The sequence below is a fragment of the Polaribacter sp. AHE13PA genome (genome assembly GCF_019278505.1).
Taxonomy (GTDB): Bacteria; Bacteroidota; Bacteroidia; order Flavobacteriales; family Flavobacteriaceae; genus Polaribacter.
The window spans coordinates 1,359,879-1,373,780 of record NZ_CP058985.1 but is presented as its reverse complement, the minus strand read 5'-3'; the positions used below and the strand labels follow the sequence as shown (position 1 = coordinate 1,373,780).

Annotated in this window: 14 protein-coding genes and 1 riboswitch; of the genes, 13 read left to right on the top strand and 1 reads right to left on the bottom strand. The window is 32.2% G+C overall.

The genetic code is table 11. The annotated features are described in order from the left end of the window. Nucleotides 1–3: 3 nt before the first annotated feature. Entirely contained in the window at nt 4–1,062 is a 1,059-nt protein-coding gene (gene aroB, locus H0I28_RS05965) for a 3-dehydroquinate synthase (RefSeq protein WP_218760955.1), read from the bottom strand. A gap of 88 nt (nt 1,063–1,150) precedes the next feature. Here aroB and H0I28_RS05960 point away from each other — a divergent pair, with 88 nt between their 5' ends. The 13 genes from H0I28_RS05960 to H0I28_RS05900 all read left to right on the top strand — a co-directional run bounded on the left by H0I28_RS05960 (nt 1,151) and on the right by H0I28_RS05900 (nt 13,800). Continuing rightward, nucleotides 1,151–2,314: a proline dehydrogenase family protein gene (locus H0I28_RS05960; RefSeq protein WP_218760954.1), complete on the top strand. Its 1,164-nt coding sequence runs from the start codon at nt 1,151–1,153 to the stop codon at nt 2,312–2,314. Beyond that, nucleotides 2,314–2,616, top strand: a complete 303-nt coding sequence (locus tag H0I28_RS05955; protein WP_218760953.1) for an LETM1 domain-containing protein — start codon at nt 2,314–2,316, stop codon at nt 2,614–2,616. The genes H0I28_RS05960 and H0I28_RS05955 overlap by 1 nt, the downstream gene beginning before the upstream one ends. 78 nt (nt 2,617–2,694) lie before the next feature. After that, nucleotides 2,695–2,789: riboswitch (TPP riboswitch) on the top strand. 49 nt (nt 2,790–2,838) lie between these two features. Further along, entirely contained in the window at nt 2,839–3,042 is a 204-nt protein-coding gene (thiS, locus tag H0I28_RS05950; RefSeq protein WP_100945111.1) for a sulfur carrier protein ThiS, read from the top strand. Between the two features lie 49 nt (nt 3,043–3,091). After that, entirely contained in the window at nt 3,092–4,951 is a 1,860-nt protein-coding gene (gene thiC / locus H0I28_RS05945) for a phosphomethylpyrimidine synthase ThiC (protein ID WP_218760951.1), read from the top strand. Between the two features lie 200 nt (nt 4,952–5,151). Then, nucleotides 5,152–5,748 carry a thiamine phosphate synthase gene (locus H0I28_RS05940; protein WP_218760949.1) on the top strand — a complete coding sequence of 199 codons (597 nt, stop codon included), beginning with the start codon at nt 5,152–5,154 and terminating at the stop codon, nt 5,746–5,748. Between the two features lie 334 nt (nt 5,749–6,082). After that, nucleotides 6,083–6,847: a hydroxymethylpyrimidine/phosphomethylpyrimidine kinase gene (locus H0I28_RS05935; RefSeq protein WP_218760947.1), complete on the top strand. Its 765-nt coding sequence runs from the start codon at nt 6,083–6,085 to the stop codon at nt 6,845–6,847. Beyond that, entirely contained in the window at nt 6,844–7,449 is a 606-nt protein-coding gene (gene thiE, locus H0I28_RS05930; protein ID WP_218760945.1) for a thiamine phosphate synthase, read from the top strand. The genes H0I28_RS05935 and thiE overlap by 4 nt, the downstream gene beginning before the upstream one ends. A gap of 104 nt (nt 7,450–7,553) precedes the next feature. Then, the gene (locus tag H0I28_RS05925) at nt 7,554–8,324 is read left to right on the top strand and encodes a thiazole synthase (RefSeq protein ID WP_218760943.1); all 771 of its coding nucleotides are present in this window, start codon (nt 7,554–7,556) and stop codon (nt 8,322–8,324) included. A 4-nt stretch (nt 8,325–8,328) separates the two neighbouring features. Beyond that, nucleotides 8,329–9,438, top strand: a complete 1,110-nt coding sequence (gene thiH / locus H0I28_RS05920) for a 2-iminoacetate synthase ThiH (protein ID WP_218753447.1) — start codon at nt 8,329–8,331, stop codon at nt 9,436–9,438. Between the two features lie 43 nt (nt 9,439–9,481). Continuing rightward, nucleotides 9,482–10,531: a molybdopterin-synthase adenylyltransferase MoeB gene (gene moeB, locus H0I28_RS05915; protein WP_368384467.1), complete on the top strand. Its 1,050-nt coding sequence runs from the start codon at nt 9,482–9,484 to the stop codon at nt 10,529–10,531. 123 nt (nt 10,532–10,654) lie between these two features. Further along, nucleotides 10,655–12,427 (top strand): translational GTPase TypA, encoded by a 1,773-nt coding sequence (gene typA, locus H0I28_RS05910; protein ID WP_218730631.1) that lies wholly within the window; start codon nt 10,655–10,657, stop codon nt 12,425–12,427. Between the two features lie 180 nt (nt 12,428–12,607). Next, the gene (locus tag H0I28_RS05905; RefSeq protein WP_218730630.1) at nt 12,608–13,384 is read left to right on the top strand and encodes a zinc-dependent peptidase; all 777 of its coding nucleotides are present in this window, start codon (nt 12,608–12,610) and stop codon (nt 13,382–13,384) included. Nucleotides 13,385–13,422: 38 nt separating this feature from the next. Further along, nucleotides 13,423–13,800 carry a hypothetical protein gene (locus H0I28_RS05900; RefSeq protein ID WP_218753441.1) on the top strand — a complete coding sequence of 126 codons (378 nt, stop codon included), beginning with the start codon at nt 13,423–13,425 and terminating at the stop codon, nt 13,798–13,800. Nucleotides 13,801–13,902: the final 102 nt, after the last annotated feature.

The window sequence follows — 13,902 nt, the reverse complement described above, 5'->3', positions numbered from 1 at the left end:
GAATTATAAATTATAGAACTCCATACTTTCCACAATCAATTCTTCAGGAACTTTGCAGTCTATTTTGTAATCTTGATAATCGTTTAATAAAACAAAATTTACTTGTCCGTTTACGTTTTTCTTATCGTGTTTTAGCATTTCCATAATAGCAGCAAAGTCTTCTTTTAAAAGATTCGTTTTATTATAAATAGATAAAACAACGTCTTTTACTTCGTTTACTTTTTCGGTAGGGAAGCCTATTAATTTAGAAGACATAAAACACTCGCAAACCATTCCAATAGCAATTGCTTCTCCGTGTGTTAGGTTTTCTTTGTCTTCAGATTCTAAGTAAAAAGACTCAATAGCGTGACCTAAAGTATGACCAAAATTTAAAATTTTACGTAAGCTTTGTTCCTTCGGATCTTGTAAAACAACTTCGTTTTTTATCTCTATAGATCGATGTATTAAATCACTAATAACTAATTCTTTATTATCTTTTATTTCATTAAAAAGTTTAAGGTCGTAAGTAATACCGTATTTAAGTATTTCTGCTGTTCCAGATTTAATTTCTCTGTCTGTTACAGTCGTTAAATAATCAGTATCTACAATTACCATTTCAGGATTTGCAAACAATCCAATTTGGTTTTTTAATACGCCTAAATCAACACCTGTTTTTCCACCAACCGAAGCATCAACCATAGATAATAAGGTAGTAGGAATATTTACAAAGTCAATTCCGCGTTTAAAACACGAAGCTACAAAACCACCAAGATCTGTAATTACGCCACCGCCTAAAGTAATAATTAAACTTTTTCTATCTCCACCTAACTCTGTAATTACATTCCAAACTCCAACACAAGTTTCTAGGTTTTTGTTGATTTCTCCAGACTCAATTTCTATTACCTCAATACGTTTATCTGTTTCTAAATTAGGTATAAATTTAGGATAACAATGTTCCATTGTATTCTCATCAACCAAAATAAAGAGCGTAGAATAGTTATTTGTAGCGATTAAATTAGAAAGCTCTTTGTAGGCTTTGTCTTGAAAATGAACAGGATATGTTACTGCTTTAATGGATTTCATAGGTAAATTATTAAGTGTGCAAATTAAAAATAAATTATTCAATTATTGCCATTCAAATACTATATTTGTTTTACTAAATCGTTATAGTATGAATATTTTTGACAATACAGAAATTGCCTTTTCTTTAAAAACAGATTCTCAATTAGAACGTGCTTATTTTTTGTTTAGAATGATACAGAACGAACCAATGGTTAGAATTGGTAGTGCTGTAACAAATTTTGCATTAAAGGTACATTTGCCTGTAGAAGGCTTAATACGTTCTACTGTTTTCGATCATTTTTGTGGAGGCGTAACAGAAGAAGATTGTATGCCTATTATAGACAATATGTACAATAACGGAAATGTGCATAGTGTGTTAGATTATTCTGTAGAAGGGCAAGATCAAGAAGTTAGTTTTGATGGAGCTTTAGAAAAAATATTAAAAATCATTAATTTCTGCGAAGAAAAACAATCCATTCCGTATGCGGTTTTTAAACCATCTGGGTTTGGTCGTTTTGAATTGTATCAAAAACTTTCCGAAGAAAAAAGCCTAACTCCAAAAGAGGAAGAAGAATGGAATAGAGTGGTAGCACGTTTTCATAAAGTATGTAAAGTAGCCATTCAAAAAGATGTTCCTTTATTAATTGATGCAGAAGAAAGCTGGATGCAAAAAGCTGCAGATGAATTAATAGAAGAATTAATGGAGACTTATAATAAAGAAAAAGCCATCGTTTTTAATACATTACAAATGTATAAACACGACAGAATGGATTATCTAAAAACATTACATGCAAAAGCAAAAGAAAAAGGTTTTTATATAGGAATGAAAGTTGTTAGAGGTGCTTATATGGAAAAAGAGCGAGAAAGAGCAGAAGAAAAAGGCTATGCTTCTCCAATATGTGCAGACAAACAAGCTACAGACATTAATTATGATGCTGCTATTAATTACATGATGGAGCAGCCTAAAATGGCTTTGTTTGCAGGTACTCATAATGAAGATAGTTCTTATTTATTAATGGATTTAGCAAAAAAACATAACATTAAAGAAAACGATAAGCGTTTATGGTTTGGGCAATTATTTGGTATGAGTGATCATATTAGCTATAACTTAGCCAACCAAGGTTATAATGTGGCAAAATACTTGCCTTTTGGACCTGTTAGAGACGTTATGCCTTACTTGATAAGAAGAGCAGAAGAAAATACCTCTGTAGCCGGACAAACAAGTAGAGAGTTAAATCTATTAAAAACAGAAAGAAAGAGAAGAAAATTATAATGACAAGCATTGAAGAAATAAAATTATTAATTTATAGAAATAAGTTAAGGCTTGCTCAAGAATTAAAGCAAAGTAAAGAAGCTGTTTTCTTAATTAAAAAAGCTACACATTCTAATTTAACACCTATAGAAAAGGAAAAAATTAAAATACAGTTATTAGATATTTGTAAAGCAATACCTGCTTTGGCTGTGTTTTTACTTCCTGGAGGTGCCTTGCTATTACCGCTTTTAATAAAATTAATTCCAGATATTCTACCATCTGCATTTCAAGACGATTTGCCAAATGATAAAAAACAGGCTTAATTATATTGGGTTTATAATTTTTTTTAGAATTAAAGCTTAAAACTTCTTTTATATTTAAATAATACAATACATTTGTAAAGTAAACTTTAGGAGTAGCTATTAAATTAGTTTGAGAAAAATCCTTAGAACCTGATTTGGTTAATACCAACGTAGGAAAAAGTTGCTTAGATTTAGTTATACAAAAACTACCTCTCTACGGTTTACAGTAAATATTTAAAAAATATGATTACTATAAAAGTAAACCAAGAAAATCATCAATTTTCAGAAACTTTAGCGTTAGCAGAATTAATTCGTTTTTTAGAAATAAAAACGAACGGAATTGCTGTTGCTATAAATGGCAGTGTAGTTAAAAAAAGCGATTGGTCTTTACGGTTACTTCAAAATAGTGATGAAGTTTTAATTATTAAATCCACACAAGGAGGTTAGTAATTAGACTATTAAAAAACAAACTATTTAATTGATCTAACTAAAATTTATGAAGAGCAAAGACACCGCACCAAAGCAAGACGGAATTACAAGACATCCGTTTCCTAATTCTACAAAAGTATATGTAGCAGGAAAAATTCATCCACAGATTAAAGTCGCAATGCGAGAAATTGCATTGAGTGATACGACAGATTCTATGACGAAAAAGAAAACGCCAAACGAACCTGTTACTGTTTATGATACTTCTGGGCCTTATACAGATCCAAACAAAGAAATTAATATTCATGCTGGGATAGAAAGAATCCGTGAACAATGGATTCTAGACAGAAGAAACGTAGAACAATTAGATGGCTTTTCTTCGGAATATTGCAACGAGCGTTTAAACGATAAAAGTTTAGATCACATGCGTTTTGCCTTATTAAAGAAACCTTTAAGAGCAAAAAAAGGACAAAACGTTACGCAATTGCATTATGCAAAACAAGGTATGATTACTCCAGAAATGGAATACATTGCCATTCGAGAAAACCAACGAATCGATGAAATGACAGAGATTAGAAAGCAGCACAAAGGCGAGCACTTTGGCGCTTCTATTCCAGATAAAATTACGGCCGAATTTGTACGAAGCGAAGTTGCAAGAGGGCGTGCTGTAATTCCATCAAATATCAATCATCCAGAAGCAGAACCTATGATTTTAGGTAGAAACTTCTTGGTGAAAATTAACGCAAACATTGGTAATTCTGCTGTAACATCTTCTATAGAAGAAGAAGTAGAAAAAGCAGTTTGGGCGTGTCGTTGGGGCGCAGATAATATTATGGATTTATCAACAGGAGAAAATATTCATGAAACCAGAGAGTGGATTGTTCGTAATTCTCCAGTACCAATTGGTACTGTGCCAATTTACCAAGCTTTAGAAAAAGTAAACGGCGTTGCAGAAGACTTAACGTGGGAAATTTTTAAAGATACTTTAATAGAACAAGCAGAACAAGGTGTAGATTATTTTACCATTCACGCAGGTGTGTTGTTACGTTACGTACCAATGACTGCAAAACGTGTTACAGGTATTGTTTCTCGTGGCGGTTCTATCATGGCAAAATGGTGTTTGGCACATCATAAAGAAAGCTTTTTGTACACACATTTCGAAGATATTTGCGAAATTTTAAAACAATACGATGTTGCTTTTTCTTTAGGAGATGGTTTGCGTCCGGGTTCTGTAGCAGACGCCAATGACGAAGCACAGTTTGCCGAATTAGAGACTTTAGGCGAGTTAACTCAGATTGCTCGTAAGCACGAAGTACAGTGTTTTATAGAAGGTCCAGGTCACGTGCCAATGCACATGATTAAAGAAAATATGGAAAAGCAAATTGAGGTTTGCGATGAAGCTCCTTTTTACACCTTAGGTCCTTTAACAACAGATATTGCACCAGGGTACGATCATATTACATCGGGAATTGGAGCCGCTATGATTGGTTGGTTTGGTTGCGCAATGTTGTGTTACGTAACGCCAAAAGAACATTTAGGTTTACCTAATAAAGAAGACGTTCGTGTGGGGGTTGTTACCTATAAATTGGCGGCACATGCAGCAGATTTGGCAAAAGGACATCCTGGTTCTCAGCATAGAGATAACGCATTAAGTATGGCGCGTTTTGAGTTCCGTTGGCACGATCAGTTCAATTTAGGACTAGATCCAGAACGTGCTTTAGAATACCACGATGAGACGTTACCTGCCGATGGCGCAAAGGTTGCTCATTTCTGTTCTATGTGCGGACCGAAATTCTGTTCTATGAAAATATCGCAAGAAGTGCGTGATTTTGCTGCTGAGAACGACATTGTAGATAATGAAGTAATTGCTAAAGGTTTCGAAGAAAAATCGAAAGAATTTAAAGAAAAAGGATCAGAAGTGTATTTATAATATAATTAGGAAGTTCCCACGCTTAGAAAAAAAGCGTGGTCGGGCTTTCCGTTATATCTTTTGCTGAAAAAGCAAAAGGATGCCACTGCAATCCCTAACTCAACCAACAGATACGTCATTACAAGAAGTTAAAAATTGTCGTCATTACGAGGAGGTACGACGAAGTAATCTTATCTTTTAAAATCAAAACTAAAAACACTATGATAGTTCTTATTGCACCAGAAGAAGATATTCCGAATGAAATTGACATACTAAACCAGTTGTTCGAACATGGTTTGCGTTTTTATCATTTTAGAAAACCAGAAAAAAACTACGAAGAGCACGTTGCGTATTTAAATCAAATAGATAAAGAATACCATAACAGAATTGTAGTGCATTATCATCATGAGTTAATAAATGAATTCAATTTAAAAGGCATCCATTTTCAGGAACAAAAACGGATAGATTATATAGATAATCCGAGTGAGTATTTTAAAACGCTAAACATGTATGGAAAAACAATTAGTTCTTCTTTTCATGAACCAAAAGTTTTAAAAGATTGTTATTTCGAGTTCGATTACCATTTATTAAGTCCGGTTTTTTCATCGATTTCTAAAGAAGGATACGAAGGCAAAGGTTTTGATGTAAATGATATCAACAAAACCATTGTTGGTATGGGCGGAATTAATTCTGAAACCATACAAGAAACTTTACAACTAGGTTTTAAAGGAGTTGGTGTTTTAGGTGGTGTTTGGAATGCAGAAAACCCCGTAGAAAGTTTTAAAAGTATAAAAGAGAAGTTTTACTCGTTAGTTTAATGATGTGTCATTCCGATTGAGGAACGAAAGAAGGAATCTGTTTGTTGTGTATACTAATAATTGTCTGTCAGTTCGAGTGTTTTTATGAAGTGAGAACGAAATAAAAATGTATCGAGAACATATTTAGAAACACTAAGTCATTTTAAAAAACAGTTACTGATTTGCGTTAAGGATTGAACGGTTTGTTTGAGCTCTTTTTTAGGTGTCAGTTCGAGTGAATTTGTGAAGAATGAACAAATTTGTATCGAGAACAAACCTAAAAAAAGCGAGTAGTGAAAGCCTGACCTAAAAGGGAACGCCATTATTTAAAGAAGTAAAAAATAAAATAAGAAGTTTGAAAACTAAAAACTACATACTAACCATTGCAGGTTTAGATCCATCAAGCGGAGCAGGAATCACATCAGATATCAAAACATTTGAGGCGCATGATTTATATGGGTTATCCGTTTGTACGGCAGTTACGGTTCAAAATGATGTGGAATTTACAAACTGTGTTTGGATAGAGAAAGATATTATTTTACAGCAAATAGAAATGCTTTTTAAACGCTTTTCAATTCCTGTCGTAAAAATAGGAATCATCCAATCTTGGGAAATTCTATTAGAAGTGATTCAAACCTTAAAAAAGTTAAATTCGGATATAAAAATAGTCTTAGATCCTATTTTAAAAGCAAGTGCAGGTTTTACATTTCATACTATTCAAGATTTAGACACTTTCGAAAAAGTATTACTGAATTGTTCTTTTATCACACCAAATTACGATGAAATAAAAGCATTGTTTCCAGATAAAAACATTGAAGAAACGATCGAATTTATATCAGAAAAAACAAATATCTACCTAAAAGGCGGACATAGAACCGATAAAAAAGGATGGGATGAGGTCTATTACAGTAAAATAGTAAAACTGAATATTGCGCCAATAACCACAAAACTCATTTTTGAAAAACATGGCAGTGGTTGTGTTTTATCTGCAGCCTTAGCGGCAAATTTATCAAAAGAGATTCCTTTAGAAGACGCTTGTAGAAACACAAAATTGTATACAGAACAGTTTTTAGGCTCTAACGAATCTTTATTAGGAACTCATAATTATCAAAACGAATGATTCATAAATTACACTATATATCGCAAGGTGAAACGCCCGAAGAGCATTTAGAAAACATACAAAAAGCGTGTGTTGCTGGTGCAGATTGGGTACAATTACGTTTAAAAAATAGCGATGCTAAAACTATTTTAGAAACAGCAAAAGAAGCAAGAGAAATAACAACGCGCTTTAAAGCCAAGTTAATTATAAACGATCATTACAAGGTTGCCAAAGAAATAAAAGCAGACGGAGTTCATTTAGGAAAAACAGATGAATGTCCTTCAAAAGTTCGTGTTTTTTTAGGAATGTCTTACATCATTGGAGGAACAGCAAATACATTAGAAGATTGCAGAAACCTACTAGATAAAAAAGTAGATTATATTGGTTTAGGCCCTTATCAGTTTACAAAAACAAAACAGCATTTAAGTCCGGTTTTAGGTGTCGAAGGATATCAAAATCTATTAGATGAGTTACAATCAGCAACCCCAATTATTGCTATTGGCGGAATTGTTTTAGAAGACGTTGCAAAAATTACAAATACAGGTATTTACGGAATTGCAATTTCTGGAGCCATCACAAAAGATGTAACTAGTATTGCTAAATTTCAAGAAATTTTAAATTGAAAAAGAGAGATGTCAACTAGAGCGGAGTTTAAGTATTAGTGATAGGGGAATCCACTAAGATTAAATTTCGTTCAACCTGATGTCGAATCTAAAAAACATATAAAATGAGTCAAAAATTAAAAATAGCAGATAAAGAATTTACGTCACGTTTATTTACAGGAACAGGAAAGTTTAGTTCATCAAAATTAATGAAAGAAGCCTTATTAGCTTCCGAAAGTGAGTTGATAACAGTTGCTTTAAAAAGGGTAGATGTTCAAAACGAGGAAGATGATATTTTATCACATTTAAATCATAAGCACATTAATTTATTACCGAATACATCTGGAGTTAGAACTGCAAAAGAAGCCGTTTTTGCTGCCGAATTATCTAGAGAAGCTTTAGAAACCAATTGGGTAAAATTAGAAATTCATCCAGATCCAAGATACTTATTGCCAGATCCTATAGAAACGCTAAAAGCAGCAGAAGAATTAGTTAAATTAGGTTTTGTAGTAATGCCTTATATTCATGCAGATCCTGTTTTATGTAAGCGTTTAGAAGAAGTTGGTGTACAATGTGTAATGCCTTTGGGAGCGCCAATTGGAAGTAATAAAGGATTGAAAACAGTCGATTTTTTAGAAATTATTATAGAACAATCTAACGTACCTGTAATTGTAGATGCTGGTATTGGTGCGCCATCTCATGCTGCGTATGCAATGGAATTAGGTGCAGATGCTGTTTTAGTAAATACGGCAATTGCTGTTTCTCAAAATCCTATTGGGATGGCAAAAGCCTTTAAAATGGCAGTAGAAGCAGGTAGAATGGCGTTTGAAGCAAAATTGGCTCCGAGAAGTGAAATGGCGATAGCAAGCAGTCCGTTAACGAGTTTTTTAAATTAAAAATATGAGTCATTTTAAAGAACTTTTCGATACTTATAATTGGGATTTCAGTCTAAAAAGTATTTTTGATAAAACAACTGTTGAGGTAAAACAAGCGTTGGCAAAAGATAAACTCGATTTAGAAGATTTTAAAGCCTTAATTTCTCCTGCTGCAAAACCATTTTTAGAAGAAATGGCGCATAAAAGTCAGTTGCTAACTAAGAAGCGTTTTGGTAATACGATGCAAATGTATGTGCCAATGTATTTGAGTAACGAATGCCAGAATATTTGTACCTATTGTGGTTTTAGTATGACTAATAAAATACCAAGACGAACGCTAACAGATGCCGAAATTTTAAAAGAAGTCGCTTTTTTAAAAGCGAAAGGATATGATCATATATTATTGGTTACAGGAGAAGCAAATAAAACGGTAGGAGTTGAGTATTTTAAAAATGCTATTCAATTAATTCGTTCTCAATTTTCGAATATTACCATAGAAGTACAACCTTTAGACCAAGACGAATATGAGTTGTTGGTAGAAAACGGATTGTATGCAGTTTTGGTGTATCAAGAAACGTATCACAGAGACGAGTATAAAAAACACCATCCGAAGGGCAAAAAATCTAATTTTGATTACCGTTTAGATACTCCAGATCGTTTAGGAAAAGCAGGAGTTCATAAAATTGGTTTGGGTTCTTTATTTGGGTTAGAAGATTGGCGTGCCGATAGTTTTTTTACAGCTTTGCATTTAAAATATTTGCAAAAAACGTATTGGAAAACAAAGTATTCGATTTCTTTCCCAAGATTACGTCCGCATTCTGGTGGATTAGAGCCAAAAGTAGAAATGACAGATTCGGATTTAGTACAACTTATTTGTGCATTTCGTCTGTTTGATGAAGACATAGAATTATCAATGTCCACTAGAGAAAGTGAGGTTTTTAGAAATCACATTGTTAATTTAGGAATTACTTCTATCAGTGCCGAATCTAAAACAAATCCTGGAGGTTATACGGTAGAACCCCAATCTTTAGAACAATTTGAAATTTCTGATGAAAGAAGTACTGAGGACGTTGTACAAATGTTGAAAAATCAAGATTTAGAAGTAGTTTGGAAAGATTGGGAACATTTTAAGTAATCAATTACGACTTTCAAATTACGAATTATAAAGAATAATTATCATGCTTACATCAGAAGAAAAAAAGCAATACAATCGACATTTAATTTTAAATGAAATAGGAGCGGAAGGGCAATTAAAACTAAAGCAAGCCAAAGTTTTGGTTATTGGAGCTGGCGGATTAGGTTGCCCTGTTTTACAATATTTAACTGCTGCTGGTGTTGGTACAATTGGTATTATTGATGACGATGTGGTAGATCAAAGTAATTTACAACGTCAGATTTTATATACAATGGATGATATTGGTTTGTCTAAGTCTAAAACTGCTGCAAAACGATTGTCAAGATTGAATCCGTTTGTAAATTTTGATGTTTATAATGAGAAATTAACCAAAGAAAATGCCATTTTAGTATTCACAAATTATGATATTATTGTAGACGGAAGCGATAATTTTTCGACACGTTATTTGGTAAATGATGCGGCTATAATTACAAACAAACCATTGGTTTATGGATCTATATTTAAATTCGAAGGTCAGGTGAGTGTGTTTAATTATAAAGGAAGCGGTACGTATAGATGCTTGTATCCAACACCACCAAAACCGAACGAATCTCCTAATTGTTCAGAAATAGGAGTTTTAGGTGTTTTACCCGGAATTATAGGAAGTTTACAAGCTAATGAAACTATTAAAATTATTTGTGGAATAGGAGCCGTTTTAGCCAATAAATTATTGATTTATGATTCTCTACAAATGAATCAAATGCTATTGAAGTATGAAAAGGATAGTAAAACCAACGTTACTGCTTTAGAAACAGATTATGATTTTTTCTGTGGAATTTCATCCAAAGAAGAAATCTCTTTAGAAGAACTTCAAAAAAATAAAGAAAAATATAATTTATTAGATGTTCGAGAAATTTGGGAAAGAGAAAAATATCATATCAAAGGGCATCATATTCCTTTAGGTGAGTTATTAGAGCGTTTAGATGAGGTGTATCAAAATAAAGATTTAGTCGTGTATTGTCAATCAGGTGTGAGAAGTGCTAAAGCAATTGAAGTTTTATCGAATCATCATTTTAAGGCAAAACTATTAAATTTAAAAGGAGGTTGCGTCTAATAAAATATATTAAAATAGGATTGTCTTTTACCTTTTTAACACTTAGATAGTTAAAGTTTTTTAGATTGAATGAAATCTTTAAACTAAAAACACTACTTTTGCACGAAATTTAAGAATACATAAATGCAACCAATTAGAAATATCGCTATTATAGCCCATGTCGATCACGGAAAGACAACGTTAGTAGATAAAATTATAGATCAAGCTAAAATCTTAGACGATCGTAAAGAACGTACAGATTTATTGTTAGATAATAATGACTTAGAACGTGAAAGAGGAATTACAATTCTTTCTAAAAACGTTTCTGTGCACTACAAAGACACAAAAATTAACGTAATTGATACTCCTGGTCACGCCGATTTTGGTGGAGAAGTAGAGCGTGTATTAAAAATGGCTGATGGTGTTTTATTATTAGTGGATGCATTTGAAGGACCAATGCCACAAACTCGTTTTGTATTAGGTAAAGCCTTAGAATTAGGATTAACTCCTATTGTAGTTGTTAACAAAGTAGATAAAGAAAACTGTACTCCTGATATCGTTCATGAAAAAGTTTTTGACTTAATGTTTGCTTTAGAAGCTACAGAAGAGCAATTAGACTTTACTACAATTTATGGTTCTGCAAAGAACAACTGGATGAGTACAGATTGGAAAAACCAGACTGAAGATATCGTTCCTTTATTAGATGCTGTATTAGAATCTATTCCTGCAACTAAGTACAATGAAGGTACGCCACAAATGCAAATTACTTCTTTAGATTTTTCTAAATTTACAGGAAGAATTGCTATTGGACGTGTTTTTAGAGGTGACTTAGAAGTTGGTAAAGAATATAGTTTATGTAAAGCTGATGGTTCTACTAAAAAAGTAAGAATTAAAGAATTACACATTTTCGAGGGAATGGGTAAAATTCAAGTAGAAAAAGTACCTTGTGGAGATATCTGTGCAATTACTGGTATTGAAGGATTTGAAATTGGTGATACAATTGCAGATTTAGAAAACCCAGAAGCATTACCAAGAACAGAGATTGACCAACCTACAATGAGTATGTTGTTTACAATTAACAATTCTCCTTTCTTTGGTAAAGAAGGTAAATATGTAACATCTCGTCACTTAAGAGATCGTTTATTTAAAGAATTAGAAAAAAACCTTGCATTAAAAGTTGAAACAACTGATAGTGAAGATAAATTTAACGTTTTTGGACGTGGAGTTTTACACTTATCTGTATTGATTGAAACAATGCGTAGAGAAGGATATGAATTACAAGTGGGAAGACCACAAGTAATTCTTAAAGAAATTGATGGTAAGAAACATGAGCCAATGGAAACATTGTCTATCGATGTACCAGAAGAAATGGCTTCTAAAGCAATTAACTTAGTATCTCTTAGAAAAGGAGATATGTTAGTGATGGAACCAAAAGGAGATTTACAACACTTAGAATTTTCTATTCCTTCTAGAGGATTAATTGGTTTAAGAAACAAAATTTTAACTGCAACTGGTGGTACTGCAATTATTAACCACAGATTTAGTGAATATGGTCCTTATAAAGGAGACTTTACTGAAGAAGTTAAAGGAGCAATTGTTTCTTCTGCTGCTGGTAAAGCAACTGCATATGCATTAAACCGTTTACAAGATAGAGGAGTTTTCTTTATCGATGTAAATCAAGAAATCTATGTTGGTCAAGTAATTGGAGAGAATAGTAAATCTGATGAAATGGCTGTGAACTTAATTAAAGGAAAGCAATTAACAAACATGCGTAAATCTGGTACAGATGATGCTATGAAAATTGCACCGAAAATTGATTTCTCTTTAGAAGAAAACATGGAATACATTAAAGCAGATGAGTACTTAGAAGTAACTCCAGAAAGCTTACGTATGCGTAAGATTAACTTTAAAGGATAATTATCTTTTTCATTCTGATAAAGGATGAATTTATATAAAATTAAAAGCTCAAGTTTTAAACTTGGGCTTTTTTTATGAATTTTAGTTACTATTAAAATAAAATCAGAAAAATAAAGTAGCAAAAAAATAAGTTCTAAACCTTTTAAATTTTCGTAGTTTTCCATTCTTTAAAAAAATATAATGTTATATATAATTGCCATTGCGATACTTCTTATCGTTTTTTTTGTAAGCATACAGTCTAAGCGAAAAAAGAATACAGTTTCTTTAGAAAAACTTGTTGTTCCAGAACATTGGCATCCATTATTATTAAAACATATTCTATTTTATAAAAAATTAAATGATGATGAACAAGAATTGTTTCGCGCTAAAATGGTTTCCTTTTTAAAGGAAACAAATATTGAAGCAGTTCATTTTGAGTTAGAAGAATTAGATACTTTGTTAATTGCTGCGAGTGCTGTAATTCCGGTTTTTAGATTTCCAAATTGGAAGTATACGAACTTATCTACGGTATTAATTTATCCTGATTACTTTGATGATGATTTACAGTTTGATTCTCAAGTAGAAGGGAGAACTATTGGTGGTTTGGTTGGTACGGGAAGATTCGAGAAGCAAATGATTTTATCTAGAAAAGCATTACATCTTGGTTTTAGCAATAAAACAGATAAAGGCAATACAGCCATACATGAATTTATTCATCTTTTAGACAAGGCAGATGGTGTTGTGGATGGTATTCCGTCAGTTTTGTTAAACAAGCAGTATATTATACCTTGGTTGCAATTAGTGCATAAAGAAATGGAAGCGATTAATAATAATGCTTCTGATATTAGAAGTTATGGAGGAACGTCTGAAATTGAATTTCTAGCAGTTGCTGGAGAATATTTTTTTGAAAGACCAAAGTTGTTTCAGAGAAAACATCCAGAATTATATAAAATGTTAGCACTATGTTTTAGCAAGTAATTCTACAATTAACAATTTCTTATTTATATTTTTGCAGCATGAGCGATTTTAAAGTTTTTTTTGAAACATTACAAGAAAGTTTAACAAGAGATGAGTTTGTAAAACTGACTTTAAGTAAACCCATGCGAAAAAGTGAAGGTTTATTAAATGTCTATGCCCGTTTATTTAAGGTGGATGGTAAAGATATTTTTGAATTAAAATACCGTTTTGCAGAAGAGAATGAATTTAAACAATTTTCTTTTGAGACACTTACTGTTGAATTAGAAAAATTACTCTTAGAAACTTTTAGAACAGCCTGTTTATTTACGTTAAGTGAAGATTTAATCGTGCTTGTTTCTAAAAAGAAATTAGTTTCTTATAGAGACAACGCACCAAGTTTTAAAAATAAACTTCCAGAAATTCCAATGCAATCTTAATTTATAAGATTTTTTTACCTCTATTTGCAATCAACCTCCCTTTGTAATTAAAATTATTATTGCTTTTTGGGTGATTAAAAGAAGGAAATAAGTAATCAAATT